The 19,016-nt window shown below is 63.5% G+C and carries 18 protein-coding genes; 7 read left to right on the plus strand and 11 right to left on the minus strand.

The genetic code is table 11. From position 1 onward, the window contains the following. Window positions 1-11: 11 nt before the first annotated feature. The 5 genes from AB7531_RS07825 to AB7531_RS07845 all read left to right on the plus strand — a co-directional run bounded on the left by AB7531_RS07825 (window position 12) and on the right by AB7531_RS07845 (window position 7,044). The gene (locus AB7531_RS07825) at window positions 12-1,835 is read left to right on the plus strand and encodes an ABC transporter permease (RefSeq protein WP_063981252.1); all 1,824 of its coding nucleotides are present in this window, start codon (window positions 12-14) and stop codon (window positions 1,833-1,835) included. Beyond that, window positions 1,835-2,683: an ABC transporter ATP-binding protein gene (locus tag AB7531_RS07830; RefSeq protein ID WP_063981253.1), complete on the plus strand. Its 849-nt coding sequence runs from the start codon at window positions 1,835-1,837 to the stop codon at window positions 2,681-2,683. The genes AB7531_RS07825 and AB7531_RS07830 overlap by 1 nt, the downstream gene beginning before the upstream one ends. Beyond that, window positions 2,680-3,420: an ABC transporter ATP-binding protein gene (locus tag AB7531_RS07835; RefSeq protein WP_063981254.1), complete on the plus strand. Its 741-nt coding sequence runs from the start codon at window positions 2,680-2,682 to the stop codon at window positions 3,418-3,420. The genes AB7531_RS07830 and AB7531_RS07835 overlap by 4 nt, the downstream gene beginning before the upstream one ends. Before the next feature lie 254 nt (window positions 3,421-3,674). Beyond that, window positions 3,675-4,748 carry a HoxN/HupN/NixA family nickel/cobalt transporter gene (locus AB7531_RS07840; RefSeq protein WP_063981255.1) on the plus strand — a complete coding sequence of 358 codons (1,074 nt, stop codon included), beginning with the start codon at window positions 3,675-3,677 and terminating at the stop codon, window positions 4,746-4,748. After that, the gene (locus AB7531_RS07845) at window positions 4,729-7,044 is read left to right on the plus strand and encodes a TonB-dependent receptor (protein WP_063986109.1); all 2,316 of its coding nucleotides are present in this window, start codon (window positions 4,729-4,731) and stop codon (window positions 7,042-7,044) included. The genes AB7531_RS07840 and AB7531_RS07845 overlap by 20 nt, the downstream gene beginning before the upstream one ends. A 6-nt stretch (window positions 7,045-7,050) precedes the next feature. Here the strand turns inward: AB7531_RS07845 and AB7531_RS07850 are convergent, their stop codons facing one another. The 7 genes from AB7531_RS07850 to AB7531_RS07880 form a co-directional block, all read right to left on the minus strand. After that, on the minus strand, window positions 7,051-8,562 hold the full coding sequence (locus AB7531_RS07850) for an ATP-binding protein (protein ID WP_063981256.1): 1,512 nt from the start codon (window positions 8,560-8,562) through the stop codon (window positions 7,051-7,053). A gap of 105 nt (window positions 8,563-8,667) precedes the next feature. Continuing rightward, the gene (locus AB7531_RS07855; RefSeq protein ID WP_063981257.1) at window positions 8,668-9,486 is read right to left on the minus strand and encodes a YkgJ family cysteine cluster protein; all 819 of its coding nucleotides are present in this window, start codon (window positions 9,484-9,486) and stop codon (window positions 8,668-8,670) included. A gap of 242 nt (window positions 9,487-9,728) precedes the next feature. Continuing rightward, window positions 9,729-10,793, minus strand: a complete 1,065-nt coding sequence (locus AB7531_RS07860; RefSeq protein WP_063981258.1) for a ketopantoate reductase family protein — start codon at window positions 10,791-10,793, stop codon at window positions 9,729-9,731. Window positions 10,794-11,633: 840 nt separating this feature from the next. Next, complete coding sequence (locus tag AB7531_RS07865; RefSeq protein ID WP_084794974.1) at window positions 11,634-14,348, minus strand: autotransporter outer membrane beta-barrel domain-containing protein; 2,715 nt, start codon at window positions 14,346-14,348, stop codon at window positions 11,634-11,636. Between the two features lie 702 nt (window positions 14,349-15,050). Next, window positions 15,051-15,311 carry a helix-turn-helix domain-containing protein gene (locus AB7531_RS07870; protein WP_245328546.1) on the minus strand — a complete coding sequence of 87 codons (261 nt, stop codon included), beginning with the start codon at window positions 15,309-15,311 and terminating at the stop codon, window positions 15,051-15,053. A gap of 79 nt (window positions 15,312-15,390) precedes the next feature. After that, on the minus strand, window positions 15,391-15,714 hold the full coding sequence (locus AB7531_RS07875) for a cyclic nucleotide-binding domain-containing protein (RefSeq protein WP_245328547.1): 324 nt from the start codon (window positions 15,712-15,714) through the stop codon (window positions 15,391-15,393). Between the two features lie 237 nt (window positions 15,715-15,951). Next, window positions 15,952-16,182 (minus strand): hypothetical protein, encoded by a 231-nt coding sequence (locus tag AB7531_RS07880; protein ID WP_063981259.1) that lies wholly within the window; start codon window positions 16,180-16,182, stop codon window positions 15,952-15,954. Between the two features lie 151 nt (window positions 16,183-16,333). Here AB7531_RS07880 and AB7531_RS07885 point away from each other — a divergent pair, with 151 nt between their 5' ends. Beyond that, entirely contained in the window at window positions 16,334-16,630 is a 297-nt protein-coding gene (locus tag AB7531_RS07885; protein ID WP_063981260.1) for a hypothetical protein, read from the plus strand. A 36-nt stretch (window positions 16,631-16,666) separates the two neighbouring features. Here AB7531_RS07885 and AB7531_RS07890 read toward each other — a convergent pair whose 3' ends face one another. Next, a complete protein-coding gene (locus tag AB7531_RS07890; RefSeq protein WP_354102280.1) occupies window positions 16,667-16,834 on the minus strand; it encodes a hypothetical protein in 168 nt (55 codons plus the stop codon). A 331-nt stretch (window positions 16,835-17,165) separates the two neighbouring features. Between AB7531_RS07890 and AB7531_RS07895 the strand changes: the two genes are divergently transcribed. Next, window positions 17,166-17,411 carry a PilZ domain-containing protein gene (locus tag AB7531_RS07895; protein WP_063981261.1) on the plus strand — a complete coding sequence of 82 codons (246 nt, stop codon included), beginning with the start codon at window positions 17,166-17,168 and terminating at the stop codon, window positions 17,409-17,411. A 28-nt stretch (window positions 17,412-17,439) separates the two neighbouring features. On the opposite strand, the gene AB7531_RS07900 is transcribed toward AB7531_RS07895, so the two are convergent. From AB7531_RS07900 to AB7531_RS07910, 3 genes are all read right to left on the minus strand, one after another. Further along, the gene (locus tag AB7531_RS07900; protein WP_148312123.1) at window positions 17,440-17,628 is read right to left on the minus strand and encodes a hypothetical protein; all 189 of its coding nucleotides are present in this window, start codon (window positions 17,626-17,628) and stop codon (window positions 17,440-17,442) included. A gap of 41 nt (window positions 17,629-17,669) precedes the next feature. After that, complete coding sequence (locus AB7531_RS07905) at window positions 17,670-17,849, minus strand: hypothetical protein (protein ID WP_063981262.1); 180 nt, start codon at window positions 17,847-17,849, stop codon at window positions 17,670-17,672. A gap of 836 nt (window positions 17,850-18,685) precedes the next feature. Next, on the minus strand, window positions 18,686-18,949 hold the full coding sequence (locus tag AB7531_RS07910; RefSeq protein WP_063981263.1) for a hypothetical protein: 264 nt from the start codon (window positions 18,947-18,949) through the stop codon (window positions 18,686-18,688). Window positions 18,950-19,016 lie beyond the last annotated feature (67 nt).

The following is a 19,016-nucleotide window of genomic DNA, read 5'->3' on the forward strand; positions in this document are numbered from 1 at the left end:
GTGATATCAGCGTGTCTTCCTGGCTCGACTACACGATCAACGGGCTGATCGTCGGCAATGTTTACGCGCTCGTTGCGGTCGGGCTTGCGCTGATCTTCGGCGTCAGCCGGCTGATCAACTTTGCCCAGGGCTCGATCTATCTCGTCGGCGCCTATATCGGCTGGGTCGCGGTGGTGCAGCTGCATACGCCGCTGCCGCTCACCATCATCGTGGTGGCGGTGGCGGCCGCGATCGTCGGACTGATCATCGAACGGTTCGGCCTGCGTCCGCTCCAGAACTCCGTGCGCATCGCACCATTGCTCGCGACCATCGGCATCAGCTTCGTGCTCGATCAGCTGGTGATGCTGACCTTCTCGCCCAACCCGCGCGCGCTGCCGAGCCAGCTGCCCGACGTTCGCTTCCAGGTTGGTGGCGGCACGATCGGACCTCTTGATCTGCTGATCGCCGGCGTCGGCCTCACCAGCGCGCTGCTGCTGTTCGTGTTCCTGCGCTACAGCAAGCTCGGCTGGGCGGTGCGCGCCACCGCGCAGGACCGCGATGCCGCGATGCAGATGGGCGTCGACGTCAACCGCGTCAATCAGGCCGTATTTGGCATTGCGGCGGCGCTCGGTGGCGTCTCCGGCCTGCTGGTCGGCATGTACTACAACCAGATCGACACCGCGATGAGCCTGCAGGCAACGCTCAAGGGCGTCGTTGCGGAAGTGGTCGGGGGTGCCGGCAACGTGCCGGGCGCCGTGATCGGCAGCTTGTTGCTCGGGCTGGTCGAGAGCTACGGCGTCGCCGTGTTCGGCACCAGCTACCGCAATCTATTCGCGTTCCTGCTGCTGGTCGTCGTGCTCGTGCTGCGTCCGAACGGCCTGTTCGCCAGCGCGCGGCAGGCGCCACCCGAGCCGCTCACCGGCACTTTCATCGCGCCGAGCCGCCCGGTGCGGATTCCGCGTTGGGCGCTGCTGGTCGCCGTTGGCGTGTTCGCGATCCTGCCGTTCTTCCCGGTGTCCTTCTACGTGCTCCAGACCCTGATCAACGCCTGGCTACTCGGCATGCTCGCGCTCAGCCTGACGCTGGTTGCGGGCACGGTGGGACAGGTCTCGCTCGGACATGCCGCGCTGCTCGCGATCGGCGCCTACACCTCGGCGCTGCTGTCGCTGAATTTCTCCGTCCCCGTCGGCCTCTCCATCATCGCCGGCGGCCTGATGAGTGCCGCGCTCGGCACGGCATTGATCTCGCCGTCGTTCCGCCTGCGCGGGCATTATGTGTCGATCGCGACGCTGGCCATCGGCGAGATCGTGTCGCTGGTGATTTTGAACTGGGAGAGCGTCACCCGCGGCCCGATCGGCATCTCCGGCATTCCGCCGCTGTCGCTGTTTGGCTACGATCTGGTCAGCCCGACCTCGATCTACTGGTTCAGCTTTGTCGTGATGGTCGTGCTGGCGCTGCTGCAGGGGCGGCTGCTCGGCTCGCATCTCGGCCGCAGCTTCCGCGCCATCCGCGACGACGACATCGCCGCGCGCGCCTATGGCCTCAGCCTGAACCGCTACAAGTCGCTGGCCTTCATCTTCGGCGGCTTCGCGGCCGGTGTCAGCGGCGGCATCGCCGCGCATCTTTATTCCTACATCAACCACGAGACCTTCAACACGCAGCAATCCATCCTGGCGCTGACCGTCGTGATCCTCGGCGGCCTCGGCAACGTCGTCGGGGCCATCGTCGGAGCGGTCGCGCTGGTCGGCCTGCCGGAGGTGTTCCGGATCGCGGCGGAGTATCGCATCCTGATCTACGGCATCGTGTTGCTGCTGCTCGTGCGGTTCAGGCCGCAGGGCCTGTTGGGAACGATATGATGGCAGAGCAGCACACACCCATGCTGTCCCTGCGCGGGCTGACGCGTCGCTTTGGCGGCCTGACTGCAGTGGATGCCATCGACCTCGATCTCGCCAGGGGTGAGCTCATCAGCATCATCGGCCCGAACGGTGCCGGCAAGACGACGCTGTTCAACCTCGTGACCGGGCTCGATCGGCCCGATGCCGGCCATGTCCACTTCGAAGGGCAGGACATCACGGGTCTCTCGCCCGAACGGCTCGCGGCCGGAGGCATCGCGCGCACGTTCCAGCTCGGCCGTGTCTTCGGCAATCTCAGCGTCATGGACAACGTCCTGATCGGCGCGCACACGCGGCTGCGCGCGGTGAAGCCCGCGGTGCCGGTGATCGGCCCGCTGCTGGAGTTGGGGCTGGCGCTGTTGCGTCCGGCCAGCGTCAGGGACGAAGAGGAACGGCTGCGCGAGGAGATGAAGACTATTCTCGCACGCTTCGGCGAGCGGTTGCTGCCGCGGATCGACCAGCCGGCCTACAGCCTGTCCTATGCCAACCGCCGCCGCGTCGAGATCGCGCGCGCGCTTGCGCTGAAGCCGCGCCTGTTGCTGCTCGACGAGCCGACCGCCGGCATGAACCCGACCGAGACCGCGGAGATGCAGGGCCTCGTCGCCGAGCTGAAGGCCGAGGGGCTGACCATCCTCCTGATCGAGCACAAGCTTGAAATGGTGATGCGCCTCTCCGACCGCGTCATCGTCATGGACGAGGGCAAGAAGATTGCGGAAGGGCCGGGTGAAGTGGTGCGTGGCGATCCCAAGGTGATCGAGGCCTATCTCGGCCATGGCCTGTCGGAGACGCCGGAGCGGGAGAGCGTGGTATGACGACTGGCGCATCCGAGCCGCTGCTGGCGCTCTCGAACGTCAACACTTTCTACGGCCAGGCGCAGGTGCATTTCGACCTGTCGATCACGGTCGGCCGCGGCCATATCGTCTGCCTGCTCGGCGGCAATGCCAGCGGCAAGTCGACCACGATGAAGATCATCTTGGGCCTGGTGAAACCGCGCTCGGGTGACGTGACCTTCGACGGTGCCTCGCTGCTCGGGCTCACCACGCCGCAGATCGTCCGCCGTGGTATCGCATCTGTTCCCGAGGCGCGGCGGTTGTTCGCGGACATGAGCGTGCGCGAAAACATCCTGATGGGGGCCTTCGTGCGCAACGACCGCGATGCGGTGGCGCAGGATCTCGACAAGATGCTGACGCTGTTCCCGAAGCTTGGTCAGCGGCTGTCGCAGCGTGCCGGTTCGCTCTCCGGCGGCGAGCAGCAGATGGTCGCGATGGCGCGCGCGCTGATGAGCCGTCCGAGGATGATCGTGATGGACGAGCCGACCATGGGCCTGTCGCCGCTCTATGTCGACCGCGTGCTGGAGTTGATCCGCACCATCAACCAGGAAGGCGTGTCGGTCTTCATGGTCGAACAGAACGCCAGCCTCGCGCTCGAGATCGCGCACGAGGCCTATGTGCTCCAGACCGGCAAGATCGTGCTCTCAGGCCCGGCGCGGGCGCTGAAGGACGACCCCCGCATCCGCGATGCCTATCTTGGTGGTTCCGAGGCCGCGTAGCACCATCTCGGCCTGCATGGTTCGCCCGGCGATGCAGAGCATCGTCCGGACGCCCGCTGCGCGGGCTCCTCACCATGAGGGTCTGCTCGCAACGTGGCCGCGAATCCAGGCCTCATCCTGAGGACCCCGCGCAGTGGGCGTCTCGAAGGATGGTTACAAGCATTCCTGCAAAGCGGCCCCCTGGAATTGCATTGGTTAGTGTGATCATTCTATGAAAAGATCATACCGTTGCCGCGAAGGGGCGTGCGAACGGAATGATTGTCGTGACGAAATGGTCCCTACGGGCGGTGGAGCCCGCCACCGTGTTGCTGTTCGGCGGGCTCATCGCCGCCAACGTCGCCGCATGGGCCTGGGCCTTCGCGGCGTTCGGTGACCGGCCGACGGTGATGGCGACCGCGCTGCTGGCCTGGGTGTTTGGCCTCCGCCATGCCGTCGATGCCGACCACATCGCCGCCATCGACAATGTCGTGCGCAAGCTGATGCATGCGGGCGGTGCGCCGCGCAGCGTCGGCCTCTATTTCGCCCTCGGCCATTCCACCGTGGTCGTGGTCGCGACCATGCTGCTGGCACTCGGGGTGGTAAGCCTCGGCGGCGACAGCCTGCTCAGGGATATCGGCGGCCTCATCGGCACATCGGTGTCGGCGCTGTTCCTGCTCGTGATCGCGGCCATCAATCTCGCCATCTTCGTCGGCCTGTGGCGGACGTTTCGCATCGCGCGCGCGCAGGGCATCCACGACGCCGCGCAGCTCGACGCGCTGCTGGCGAGCCGCGGATTCCTGGCGCGCCTGCTCGGCCCGATGTTCCGCCTGGTGACAAAGCCCTGGCACATGCTCCCGCTCGGGTTCCTGTTCGGGCTCGGCTTCGACACCGCGACCGAGATCGGCCTGCTCAGCATCTCCGCGACGGAAGCCGCGCGCGGCGCTTCGCTCGTCGACGTCATGGTCTTTCCCGCGCTGTTCGCGTCGGGCATGGCGCTGGTCGACACCGCCGACTCGGCGCTGATGGTCAGCGCCTATCGCTGGGCCTTCGTCGATCCCCTGCGAAAGCTCTGGTACAACCTCACCATCACCGGCGCGTCCGTCGCGGTGGCGCTGTTGATCGGCGGCATCGAGGCGCTCGGCCTGATCGCCGATCGGCTTGGTCGAACCGGCGGCGTGTGGGCGCTGGTCGACGGCCTCAACGAGTCGCTCGCCAATGTCGGCTTCGCCGTGATCGCGCTGTTTGCGATCGCCTGGCTCGTTTCGATCGTGCTCTATCGCCGCATGTTTGCGGGCGCCGCGTCCCGCGCGAATGTACTTCGGGGCGCCGATGCGACCGAGGCGGCCTGAGTCTGGCCGTCGTCGCGGAGCGTTGACGGCATTTTCGGCCATCATGCTTCTCGCGGATGACGGCAGCGCCTTCGCGCAGAGCAGTGGCGCCTCGCGCGAACTGCCGCCGATCCAGGTCTCCGGCGGCGAGACGAAGCCTCACAAGCGACTGCCCGCATCGCGGCGAGCCAGCAAGCCGGTCCCGGCCAATCGCCGTCACGTAGCTCAGTCGACGCAAGCCCCGGCCTCGGACGCCCGCAGCGTCGCCTCCGGCGCAAAGGGCCCGCCAGGCATGGCGAGCGAGATCACCGTTTCCGGCGATGAGATCAACGCGCGCCCTTTCATGCGGCCGGGTGAGGCGCTCGAAGTCGTGCCGGGGTTGATCGTGACCCAGCATTCCGGTGAAGGCAAAGCCAACCAGTATTTTCTGCGCGGCTACAATCTCGACCACGGCACCGATCTCGCCATCTATGTCGATGACGTCCCCGTCAACATGCGCACCCACGCGCATGGCCAGGGCTATGCCGATCTCAACTGGCTGATCCCGGAAACCATCAGCGCGATGGATGTGCGCAAGGGGCCGTACTTCGCCGACGAGAGCGATTTCGCCTCTGTCGGCAGCGTGCGCATCGGCCTGATCGACCGTACCGAAAAGGGTCTCGCGCAGGTGACCGCCGGCAGCTTTGGCTATCGTCGTCTTCTCGGCATGGACTCAGCGAAAGTCGGTGACGGTTCGCTGCTCGTCGCCGGCGAGCTCGGCACCTACAACGGCCCCTGGGAAAATCCGGACAACGTGCGCAAGCTGAACGGTCTCGTGCGCTACAGCCGGGGCACCGCGACGGATGGCCTGACCATCACCGGCATGGCCTATGCCAACAAATGGAATTCGACCGACCAGGTGCCGCAGCGCGCGATCACCGGCGGTTTTCTCGATCGGTTCGGCTCGGAAGATCCGAGCGACGGCGGCAACACCAACCGCTTTGCGCTCTCGGGCCGCACCGCGCAGAGCGATGATGTGGGGTCGTGGCAGGCCAACGCCTATGTCGTGAAGAGCCAGCTCGACCTCTTCAACAACTTCACCTATTTCCTCAGCGATCCCGTGCTCGGCGACCAGTTCCACCAGCACGACGACCGCCTGATGGCGGGCGCCAACATCTCGCGCACGCTGAACGGCTCGTTCGCCGGCCTGCCGATGCAGACCACGATCGGCCTGCAATCGCGCTATGATTCGATCGATCTGGCGCTGAGCAACACGTTCCAGCGCGGCTTCCTCTCAAGCATTCGCAGCGACAAGGTCGGCGAGGGCAGCGTCGGTGTCTTCGCCGAGAACACCGTGCGCTGGACTGATTGGCTGAGGACCACTGTCGGCCTGCGCGGCGACTACTATGCGGCCGACGTCACCTCGCTGTTCAATGCCAACAATTCCGGCCGCACTGACGCCGCGCTCGGCAGCCCGAAATTCCGCGTGGCGCTCGGCCCGTTCAACCAGACCGAATTCTTCCTCGGCGCCGGCACCGGCATGCACTCGAACGACGCGCGCGGCGCGACCACGACGGAAGATCCGAGCGATCCCGCCACGCGACTGACGCCGTCGCCGCTGCTGGTGCGTACCAGGGGCGCGGAGGTTGGCGTCCGCAGCAAGATCGTGCCCGGCCTCGACACCTCGTTCAGCCTCTTCATCCTCGATCAGGATTCCGAGATCCTGTTCTCCGGCGATGCCGGCGATACCTCGGCGACCCGCGCCAGCCGCCGCTACGGCTTCGAGTGGACCAATCATTACCGTCCGCGCTCGTGGATCGACATCGATGCTGATCTCGCCATGACGCATGCGCGCTTCCGCGGCACTGACAGCGAGCAGGCGGAGGTCTATGCCTCGCTCGCGGGCTATCCCGAAGCGCAGATCGGCAACGCGCCCGGCAACTACATTCCGAACGCGCCGGCGATGGTGGCCTCAGCGGGCATCACGCTCGGCGAGAAGACCGGCTGGTTCGGGTCTTTGCGCTGGCGATATCTGGCGTCGAGCCCGCTGACGGAAGACAATGCGTTCCGCTCGTCCGCGACCAGCATCTTCAACAGCCGCCTCGGCTATCGCATCGACAATGGCTGGCGCATCCAGCTCGACGTGCTCAATCTCTTCAACACGCAGGCGAACCAGATCACTTATGCCTATGGCTTGCTGCTCAAGACCGACACGCTGTACAATCTCTGCACCGGCGGCGTCGCGCCGACGGCGGTCTGCCAGAATGGCGTGATGGATTACGTGCTGCACCCGGTCGAGCCGCTGACCTTTCGCCTGACTGTCGCCGGGACGTTCTAGGCGATCTCAAGCCGAGGCCGCGCTCGGAACCGGCTCGGCCGGCAGATCGTCGCCGTTGGGATCACCCGGCGCGGTAGCCCAGGCCAGCTCCACCAGCGTCACGATCCGGCGGCCGGCGCCGTCGAGCTGGCAGACGATCAGGCCCTGCTCCTCCATATAGCCGAGCAGGCGCTGGGCGCGGCGCAGCGAATGCGAGCCGTAGGCGCGCGCGATCGCGGCGTCGCCGGGACAGGGCCAGCCTTCCTTCGCCGCGCGTGCGATCATCATGAACACGCCCTGCATGTCGTCGGGCAGGATCGAGGCGCGCAGCGACACGTCCTGCCAGACGTCGTCCTCGGCATGCTCGGCGCCGAGCCCGGCGCGTGCGCGTGTCAGCATGCGGCGGAATTCGTTCAGATCGGGCACCGCGGAGCCGAGGCCCTCGATTCGGCAGCGAACCACGAACTCCTGATAGAGCACGCCGACGGCGCGGAAGCCGGCATCGGGCTCGGCGAGCACGGCGCGAAGCGTACGATCGACGCGCTCGCGCCGCTCGGCGAGCTCCTCGGCGCTGATCGGCACCTCGGTCACCTCAGGCCGGATCTCCGGCGCGGCCGCCTTCGCGGCGCGGAGCTGCTCGAGCAGATCGGGCGCGGGCCGGCGCTGCGGGCGGCTGGCATCGGGCGGCGGTGCGGCCAGGATCACGGCGCGCATATCCTCGAGTGCGGCTTCCGGCATCGGCATCAGCCGCGGCGTGGAATTGCGCGCGTGGGTGTCGGTCGGGCCGATATGCAAACGCAGGGGGCGTCGCGACAGCGCCGGGCCGAGCGCCATGAACTGTCCGCGCTCGAGATCGCGAAAGGATTCGGCCTGCCGCCGCTCCATGCCGAGCAGGTCGGCGGCGCGCGCCATGTCGATGTCGAGGAAGGTCCGGCCCATCAGGAAATTGGAGGCTTCCGCCGCGACGTTCTTGGCGAGTTTTGCCAGGCGCTGGGTCGCGATGATGCCGGCGAGGCCACGTTTGCGGCCGCGGCACATCAGATTGGTCATCGCGCCGAGAGAGAGCTTGCGCGCCTCGTCCGAGACCTCGCCGGCGACCGCCGGCGCGAACAGCTGCGCCTCGTCGACCACCACCAGCATCGGGTACCAATGATCGCGGTCGACGTCGAACAGGCCGCCGAGGAACGCCGCGGCACGCCGCATCTGGTTCTCGGCGTCCAGCCCTTCGAGATTGAGCACGGTGGAGACGCGATGCAGCCGCGCCCGCTCGCCCGCGACCTGAAGGCCGCGCTCGGTGTGATCCTCGGCCTCGATCACCAGATGGCCGAATTGCTCGGCCAGCGTGACGAAGTCGCCTTCGGGGTCGATGATGGCCTGCTGCACCCAGGGCGCGCTCTGTTCGAGCAGCCGCCGCAACAGATGCGACTTGCCGGAGCCCGAATTGCCCTGCACCAGGAGCCGGGTCGCCAGCAGTTCCTCGAGGTCCATGGCGGCCGCGGCGCCTGCCGTGGTCTGCCCCATCTCGATCGCAACTGTCATGTCCCCGACTCAAGTCCCCATCATTCGCGGAGTGGGGCTTATCAACCCGGCCGGGGCGCGTCGAGCGGCACCGTGCGAATCATGCGGTGTTGCCCACGGCGGAGTTCAGGCGTGATTCGATTGCCGTAAAAGTGCGGGCCGATAGGGCGCCTGCGGATCGTCGTCCTCGTTCTCGGGGATCGCACAGGAGCCGAATTCCTGCCGGATACGCTCGATCTCGGCGATGCGCTCGTGCAGCCGCTGCAGATGCTCGGGCGATGTCGCGCGCCAGAACCGGAAGGTGTCGGTGGTGAGCGGCAGGAACGCCGTTCCGAACAGCGTCGGCTCGGGAACGATGGTGCGTCCGAGCAGCAGGAACCGGTTCTCGCCGGAGACCACGAGGGTCGCGTAGCCGCGGTTACCGATCCGCCTGATCCCGTTCAGCGACCATTCGACGAGCTTGCTGAAATAAGGCTCCTCGCGCCAGCGATCGGGGCAGTGGTCGTCGACCGTCACGTTGACCGCGTCCTGGCTGAAATGCACGATGATGCCGGACGTCGCCGGAAACCAGGCATCATCGAGATGACCTTGCAGCCAGGCGCAGACGAACGACCGGCACATCTGCGGGCGGCGGTCGTAGATGGTGCACCCGGTTCCCGTCTGCCAGTGTCTGCACAGCTGGTTCACCGGCTTGTCGACGGCGGCCACTTCAAGGATATCGCAGCAGGCGTTGCACGATCCGCACTGCCGGGTCAGCGGCGCCGTTTTCGGCAGGCCGGTCGCGCGAAAACCCTGGCCGTCGCGGACCAGGAGCTTTTGCTTCTCCAGCGTGCTCAGCGCGCGCTCGACCTTGAGGCGGGACAATCCGGTCGCGTCAACGATCCCCTTCATCGTCGTCGCGCCGGCCTCCACCGCGCGAGCGACCTGCAACGCCGTCTGATCCATCGTCTTCTACTTGTTCTTCAGCCCTTCGATCCGGCCATCGCGCTGCCCCGGAACCTGCGGAAATCGGCGCCCGCGTGACGGCTAGCAGTCGCATGTATGCGGGATTTACGCAAACGGACTGCTGAGCAGGATCGCCCGTATTGGGCCAAATTGTAAGCCCATGCTGAGGGGCGATCCGATCTGCATCGACAATTCGATCAGTGCAGGCCGGCGCGACCTATGACGGCAGCGCCGGCACGCTGCTACTGCGCGCCAGATCCGCCCTGCACGATCTTCTCGTTCAGCTTCAGGTCCACGGTCTCGACCGTGCGGTCGATCTCGGCATTGGGGGTGCCGAGCTGATGCGAGATCAGCTTCACCAGCAGGTCGACGCGCTCGATGAAGGGCGCGCCGCTCGCGACCGCGCGCGCGGCCGATGACGGCTTGAGCAGGCTTTCGGCGGCCTTGGCGTATTTCGCGAACGGCACCTGGTCCTGCGGATCGGCGCCGAGACGGCGGGCGATCGCGTCGACATGATCGTAGATCGTCTGCGAACGCTTGAGATCGCCGTGCACGGCGTCGCGGATCGACTGCGGCTCGTGCGGCGTGATGCAGCGATAGTTGCCGGTCAGCAGCATCGACCATTTCGCCAGCGGCACGAACAGCGAAGAGAACACTTTCAGCTTCACCGGCACGTCGTGACCGTCGAGCGTCACCGCGTCGATGTCGGCTTCGAGCTCGCGCAGCACCTTGTTGTGCTTCTCGTCGGCGAAGGCCGATGCCTTGAAATTCGTCGGCAGACCGACATGAAGCACGTTGGCGGCTTCTTCCGGCGGACGGAAGGCCTGCGGGTCGGGCGAGCACAGCGTCACCAGGCCGGGCTCGAAGCGCTCCCACACCTGAGCATTGGTGTAGGCCTCCTCGAGATCCATGTCGGCGAGCGACGGGATCCGCTTCAGGTAGGGCAGCGGCGGCATGTTCATGATCGACAGGCACGGCAGCTTCGCCGCGGCGATCTTGACCATGAGAACGCGGACCGTGTGGTTGGTGTATTGCGGCTCCTGCATTGCCAGGCCGACCATGTCGTAGCGCGAGAGGTCGACATTGCCCGGCGTCACCGCGTCGAGCTTGCCGGGCAGGTCGCGCGAGAAGATCGCCCGGTGCACCGCCTCGTCGCGCAGCTTGATGCGCACCTCGGTACCGTCACGGTTGATCAGCTCGGCGGTCTTGGCGCGGCAGACCAGGGACACGTTATGGCCCGCCATCAGCAGCTTCGTGCCCAGCAGGGAACCGTAGGAAGCCCCGAGAATCAGGATGTTACGCGCCATATTCCGTCCCTTTGAAAATGTGTGTGATTTTTGAGCCCCGGCCGTCATCTGCGGGCGAGTTGCCGGCATGTAAAGCGAAGTCCGCGGGGATGGCAACTGGGATAATGCATACAAGGCGGAAGGCGGACTGCCGGGCGGGCGCGGGTGATCGGTCGCCCGGATGGAGCGCAGCCCGATCCGGGACCGCTCGTCCGGCGCTCACGCCTTTCCCGGATTGCGCGGAGCCCGTGATCGGGCGGCGCTTCGCGTCGACCCGTTGGCTCCATCCGGGCGACGGGGTCTCGTTGCCCGACGGGCAAAACACCCGAGAGGGCGTCAAGCCGCGCGGGCGAAAATATTCCACTTTACCGAAATTCGGAATTGGCGTATGTGTCGCCCATCCCGGCTCACCAAGAGGGGCGATCTTGTGTCGTCACTGTCGCGAGTCGGGCTTGCGGTGGACGCGACAGCGTCGGGCGCGAGAGGTCAAGGGCAGGGCGGATTGCTCTCCGTGAGCCCAAAACTTCGTGCCGGATGAGCGGCGCTGTCAGGTTCGTCTCGTCTGTAAGTTTCCGGCTCCGTCGACAGGGCTGGAAAAACTGCGGCGAAATGGCGGGCCGTGCGTGCGGCAAAACCGTGTGGTCCTGGCGTCCAGCACTAATTTTCGGGTGCCGTGGATGAGACAATCTCTTGCAGAACAAGACGTTTTTCAGATCTCTGAATGACGAAGCGAACCGCGGGTGAGATGGCCGGGCCCCAATAGGCCCTAGACCGCTTATCCGCTGAAAGCGGACGCGAACCACTTGTAGGCGGCAAGGGCCCATAAGTTGAAGTCCCTGCCCGAGAAGTGGCGGGCCGTTGTTACCAGCTGTAGCGGATCGTGCCGGTGCCAGCGTAGGTGGATGAGTGCGAGGCGAAGCCGCCGTCGAACTTGGCGAGCAGGCTGATGCCGTTGACGAACCGAAGCTCCGCACCCACCGACGTCAGCGCGGAATCTTTCGGGGGGATCGCCCCGTTGACGATGAAGCTCGCCCCCGGCAGCGCCTGGAACACCGGCATGAGGGTGGGATCACTCACCCAGTCATGCGCCCACGCGAGCCGGCCGCGCAACGTCAGCACGGCGTTGGAATAGAGCGCCAGCGACCGGTCGAAGCGCGCACCAAGCTCACTCCTGGTGTCGGTCGCATCGCGCGAACCGAACGCGAGGGCAAAGCCATTGGGAATGGTGCCGATTTCGCCGTAGCTCGGCGTGTGGAAGCTCTGCGCCTGGATCGCCGCATAGGGCGCAACCCCGACATACGGCGTCTCGAAGTGATAGCCGCCTTCCAGCCGCCCGCCGTAGCTCTGCGCGTTGAAGTCAGCCGTCAGATGGTCGCCGCCAAAGGCGAAGCGGTCGGTTGACATCCAGTGATTGGTGAAGGCGAAGTCCGCGGCGAGATAGGCCGCGCCCCAGCGGGTCGCGCCGTAAATGCCAGCCTGGACGGCATCGCTTCTACCACCGCCAAGCCCGTGCGACAGGCTCCAATTGGTGCCGCCACCGGCGATTGCAAAGCCCACCACGGAATTGGGCGCAAGGCGGTAGTCGAACCCGCCCGCGAAACCCGCGGTGCGTGTCGAAAGATCATGGCTGCCGATCACGGGATCGCCGCTGGTCTTGTTGCCCCCGCCATAGCCGCCACCCCACACCGTCCAGCGCGGCTCATAGATCGGCGCCGGCGCCGGGGGTGCCTTGGTGTACATCGAGGCATAGGCAAGAGCTGGTCCCGACGGCCGAGGCTCGCAGTCGGGCCTGAGGCCGAGCGCTGGATAGTCAGTGCGGCCAACACCGCATCGACCATCGACGAACGGATCGAGCATCAGGTTGAGAAACTGGCTGCCGAGCTGGAATGCGGCTGTCTGTGCACCGGTCGCAGCTTCTCCGGAGATCTGATCGAGGGCATTGGTGAGATTGCTGCCGGCGAGGCCAAAGAGCGGCACGAAGGCCGGCGGCAGCGCACCGCCGTTGTTGAAGAAGTTGTCGATGGCACGGCCGACGTTGAGCTGGTTCTCGGTGAAGACCGGTGGGGGCGGCGGCAGCGTCGGTCCACCCGGTATGGGTGGTATAGGTATTGGCGGGTTAGGATCGGGAACGAGCTGGGCCTTGAGATTAAGTATTGCGTCGTTGCCGACGTAGGCCAGTCGCGCCCCGAAGCCGGCCGGCAAGCCGAAGGTGGCGAGCGCGTCGAACGTGCCGGTGAGCCCGCCGGCGGCCGTCAAAATGGTGTATTGGCGCGAGACATAACTCCCAGGTGCAAAAACGGCCCCCACTGTCCCCGCGAGCGAAGCGGTGCCGGTCACATTGGTGGTCGACGCCGTCGAGGGGTTTACCTGCACGATGTAGAACGCGCCGGATTGAAACGCGAGGCTGCCGGCGACGTTTATGCTGCCCGGCGTCCCCACCGGACCGGGAACGAGGAAGCCGCCCGCGTTAATGCTCGCCGGGCCTACGGTGCCGCTACCGTGGAGCGCAGCGCCTGAGTTCACAGTGGTCAGGCTCGATGATGCGATCGAACCATCCACCAACAGCGAACCGGCGTTCACCGTCGTTGTGCCGGTGTAAGTATTGGTGCCAGACAGCGCTAACGTGCCACTGCCCGTCTTGACCAGCGAGCCGCCGGCGCCGATGATCACACCGCTGACTTCGGTCGATAGATTGTTGCTGCCAACTGTCAGTGTTTTACCGGGAAGTATGTAATTGCCGGCGCCCGCGATCGATCCGGCTGTGATCTGATTGTCGCCATTTGGCCCCGTCGTGAACTCAAAAGTGAGGTTCCCCCCAGCGTTGACGATCAATTGCGCGTTGCCGCCGGTGCTGTTGCCCGAAAACGTCGTTATACCATTCGTGGTGATGGTGGCGTTGCCCGCCGTGCTGCTGTTTGTGAACATTAACTGAAAGTTGTTCGCGATCGTAGCGGTGCCCGCCGAGCTGTTTCCAGCAAAAGTCACGCTGCCGGCGTTGGTAATTGTGGTGGCGGCAGCGCCCACTGAAGTGCCCGCTGAGCTGTTGTTAGTGAACACCAAATTGCTTAGGGGCGAAGTGGTAATTTGCACGCCGTTCGGAGCAGCGAAGATGCCCGCGCCGGTAAATGTCAGGCTGCTCAAGGGAGCGAGACTGAACGTATAGACCGGCGCCAAATTACTGAAGATAAAAGCGCCGACGCTGTTTGCGGCACCCGAGTTGAACGTCAGGTTGGGGATCGTGGAGAACCCGAAGGACGCGGTGCCGGTCGGCACCGTGGCAGGGTTCCAGTTGCCGACGGTGTTGAAATCTCCTGAGCCGGGATTGATCAGCCAATCCGCATTCTGCGCGTGTGCGGATGTCGCAGCGAGCAGCGCCGCGACTGCCGTCGTGGCCACCAGATGCGCGCGGACCTCACCCCTGCGCAGACCTCTCAAGGCCAACCGAGTTGCTCCGGAAGCATTTTCCGGTTGATGCGTGGTTCTGAAGCGGTCCGAATATCTTGCCGGTTTGGTCGCGCGAGTTTTCTGCGCATTTGTATCGACGTTGGCTCGCCTGATGCTGTCCCCAGAACTCATCGTTTCCCCCTTCGAGGAGCCGCGACTTCAGCAATGACTGACGAACGGTGAGAGCGTGGATTGCCTTAAGTGTGGCGAACGACAAGCGCAATTACAGTTTGTAGCTTGCTGTTGCGAACGTGTCACGAAGTGGACAGAGTTGCTGACCAGTTCTGAATAGTTCGCTTGCCCCAAGCGGCCTACTTTCCTTCCTTCTCGATGATCGCAAGGCTCTCAAGTTGGTGCGCTCGCTGTCCAGTTATTGGAAATGTTCTTATGCACGGCGGATCGGCGGGCTGAATTCCTCGCATCCGCTCCCAAGAGCTTGTGTTCCGCAGCGTAGGCTCTGCATTGTTCAACCGTGGGCATTGATGCCTCTCCCTGTTTGAGGGCACATCTTCCTCCCTTTTGCAGTACCTACCTATTTTTCCCGTCGCGCTTCGGTAACGTGGATGCCCTCATCGGTTTTGGGTCCTTCCGAACGCGTGGGAACCTGCGGGGACCGCGTGACCGCGACCTTTGAGGATATTTGCAATCGCGCAATCGCGAACTAAATTTTATGCAGGTCGGTACACAAAGGTGGTGCGCGATGTGGCGCAATGCCGTCGTCCGACATCGTAGAAGTCCGAGCCCGTCCGACCGTCAGTGCAGCCTGCTTATTGGCTCAGAAGGGCCAAAAACCGAATTCGCTGTAGAGATTGCCCACTATTGGAAGCGGTGACCTTATGCGTCAAGCTGCGCGAGTTCAGCACGACGTCGGATTATAAATTGTTTATGGCTTGTGCCGATGAGCCGCAGCACGCCGTCGTCCTGAAGGCTCGAAAAGGCCCGTGCTACTGTCTCAAGCGACAATCCGAGATAGTCTGCAATATCGCGGCGGCCCATCGGCAAAACGATCACGTCCGGATGCGCATGCCGCTCGTCCATTTCGAGGATGAATGCCGCCACTTTCTCGCGCGCGGTCTTTCGTCCTAAGAGAAGCATGTGGTTCTCAGCGTGTTGAAGACTTTCTGTAACAAGGCGGAGCAAGCCGGTTCTGCCCCCTTCTTGATTTGCGAATGCGTCAAGAAAGGTTGCGCTGCTTCAGGAAAACGGCCCTTGTCTCTACAACAGCTTCGGCAGAGAACCGATGGTTAGCACCATTCTCGAACCCGAACATATCACCCGGCAAGTGGAATGACTTGATCTGGCGGCGACCATCAGGGAGCCGCCTAAAGCATCGAACCGCTCCAGAGAGGACTTGATAGACATGCCCAGTCTCATGTCCTTCGCCGAAGATTTCCCTTCCCCTACGATACTTGAACTCGCTAAAGATCTGCTCGCCTGCAAGGACGGCTAAGCGATGTTCGTTGGAATTGGGGTTAAGTACGTTGTTTCTGACCTGCATCCCGAACTCCGGTTACGAATGTTATGCCGCCGGTGCCCGCGCGATGGCAGTATTGGCCCTCTCCGACCGAGGTGACGCGTCTATTTTATGTAAGTCAAGGCTAAGGAGTGTCACCGACGGGCAGCTTTGCGACTGAGAGCGCGTGCTTCAAGTCAAAACCGACGCCAAAGCGGCACTACTTCCGCGGGGCCAAAACGCGACTTGCTTCTACGTCGGCCCTTAGGCCGGACGGGACGTTCAGGGCCTGCCGCGCTGCTTGATCGCCCACAGCCGGTAGACTTCGTCCTCGTAGGGATCATCATCGACCGGCGGCGGCACAAGCTTCGCGCCTTCGCTGCGGAAGTGATCGAGACCACGGCCCAGCTTGTGGCCCGCCAGCGTGTGCTGATCGTTGGCGAAATCTGGAACAGCCGGAACGTAGCCTTCGAGTTGAAACCGCAGCCCGATCGCAGCAGTGGCACCCAGCACGGCTCTTGGGAGCCCTGCACATGATCCTGATGCAGTTGCCCACCATCAGCCGTGCTTCGCCGATCTTGCTGCTGTAGCGCTCTCTGGACTGCGCCAGCGCCGTCGCGACGAACGGCACGACCCATGGCGCCGCGATGGTGTCGAGGTCTTCATGGCAGATCACTTCGAGCCGATTGCAGACCATGCTGTGGAATGCCTTGCTGGTGTGCAGCAGCTCGCAGGCGAATTCCATGGCTTCCTTACGATCCGGCGCAGCATCGAGCGGGTGGTGTTCCAGGTGCGCGGCGAGATCGCTCGCGTTTGTCAGGAGATGGCCGACAAGTGCGGCGAGCCCACCACTCGACGAACGGTACGGATGATGCTGGCGCATGTTGGCGACCAGCGGCAAATAACAGCGTGTTTACGAGAACGCTGCAATCTCCTCGTGCTGTTGCCGAAAAGCAACTGATTTATTGTTTCTTCGTTGAAGCGTTCTATTTTGCGTTTACGCCGCACCAAACAGTTTTAGTTTTGCGGTCTCCGGGCTGGGGCGTGTTTTACAACAGCGAATTTTCGAACCCGGAGGCTTTTTGAAATGATTTTGGAATTCCTCGCAATTCTTTCTCTCGTTCAGTTCGCCAACATGATTTCGCGACTGATCGGTCGGCGGCATGACGTACTCTCCTACGTTTCAAGATCAGGTCCTCACCGGTAAGAGTGGCTAAGGCGGCATTGCTGGCACCGTTTTGACGGCATCCAATCGTTTGATCTCGCGCTGACTACGTCCTGCCGTCGCGCCACTCGTCGTCTCGGCTGGATTGGTTTGCCGGGTGCGAAACATGCACAAGATCGCGCGGGGACCACGCGCGCACACGTTTGGAAAGATTTGAACCTCGTACAATTTTAAAAAGTTATGGTCTCTTACTTTTAAATCCAAATCGTCGCGATAGTCTGCGCCGATTATCGCGTTAATTTTTGATCCGATGACGTTTGGAGTTGGTCCTATGATTGAGCGGCGAGCATTGGCGCGCATTGAAATCAACCAACCCGCGATGATTCACTTTGACGGAATTGACGGCGTTCATGGCTGCGTGGTGAAGGACGTGAACGATCAGGGGGCGAAGTTTCACTGCCCATTCTACGTGTTTTCTCGCGATTTCGATCTGTCGCTGGATGGCTTCAAGACGACGAGGCGCTGCCATGTAGTGTGGCGGCACGGGACTACGTGCGGCGTCAGATTTGTCTTTTGATACCGCGCTCCAATTGTTTGCAGGTAAATCACGCACCGCGCCAGACGTGGAGCACCCCCTCACGGAAACCGCCAACGAAGTGGTCCGATACATCGGGCGGCATGATGCGGCAAACGTCGTCGAACGATCCGCTGACCACGGTGGCAATCTCATGCGCGGTCGCAACCTTGGCCCAACGCCGGCCTGCGTCCAATCCGCGCTGACGTTCCCGATCCACGCCCATACCTCCCCAGCCAAATGAATCTGCGGCGCGTGGGCTCAGGCCCGACCGCTACGTGTGTGCACGATTATCGAGAGCTTTTTTGCCGTCGCCTTCGCCAGCACAGCGCCCGTGGTGCGATCAAGCTCCTTGGCGATCAGCGAGAGCGGCATGGTGCCCGCCAGCAATTTGAGCTTTTCGATCTCTTGCTCGGTCCAACTTACTTTCCAGCGCCCCATGGGTCTCGAGCCATCCTTTGCAAAAAGCGGCAAATTCGCCCGCACACATTATGGTCGAAATCTCGCCTCGCAACACCGGTTCCCGTGTATCCATTAGCGGCAATGGCCTTTCCGTTGTTGATACGCCGAATGGCACAAACTGCACTTGCTGACGACGACTACTTATCTCAGCGTTTCAACGGCCCCGTCCTTGACGGATGTCCTCCTCCAAAGATCTCTCCGGCGGCGGGCGAGGCAGCGGCGGTCTCCGGCGCCTTCCAGCCCCGGCGCCGGGGCTGACCTTTGCCCTGAGTTCCTACGCTCAAAAGTGGACCATCATTAGCAATGGTTTGCGGCATAGTTTCCTTCGGGACGGCAATGTTGGGCGATGGCGCAGGAACCTCCGGACGACATAGGGCTGACCAAATCGCAGCGAAGCGCACTGGAAGCCGCCGCGCGAGGCGAAGTCACGCATGACCCCCACGTGTTCTCGTTCGGCTTCGTGAATCGGGAGGGCCGCAGTACACGGTCGGTGTGGTGGCTTTGGCGCGCCGGGTTGATCGAGTACGGACGGAAAATCAGTGACCGCAGGGTAATGATGGAGCCAACAGCCCATGGATGGGCGGCGCTTGGACATGCGATTTGTTCACCGCCGAGGAGCTGAACCACGCGCGCTACAACGAAATGCCCATCAGAAAATGGCCGTCGGTGGATGCATAACCAACCACTGTCGGCCCTCGCTGGTCGCCGTGCGAGCACGGCTGGTACACCGGCGCAGCAGCGCTTCTGATCGAGGCCCGAACATAATCGCGCGGCGGTTTTTTCATGGTTGTCCGCCGGGGCCGATGCGATCCGCCTTATCCTGCTTGGTTGCCCGCGATCCACTGACGCAGATCTAGCCAGCGGTCGATAACGACGCCGAAATCGTCGCGATAGCGCCATGTGAGCCGGCATTTTGCCACCGTCAGAAAGTCGTCGAACGTGATGTAGAAATCGATCGGTAGCAGGCCGAGCCGGTCTGAGTGGACGACGGCGCCGGTTCGGCTGACATCGCAAGCAATGACACGCAAATTCTGGCTGCCATCAAAAAAGAGCAGCCCTTCGGTAGGATGCTTGTTCATGTGCAGTCCTCGGTACGTTGGCCGCGCTGGCTTTTGGTACGTAACGGAAGCGCATGGTTTAATGAAA

Source organism: Bradyrhizobium sp. 63_E2_N1_3 (genome assembly GCF_052076005.1).
GTDB lineage: Bacteria > Pseudomonadota > Alphaproteobacteria > Rhizobiales > Xanthobacteraceae > Bradyrhizobium > Bradyrhizobium barranii.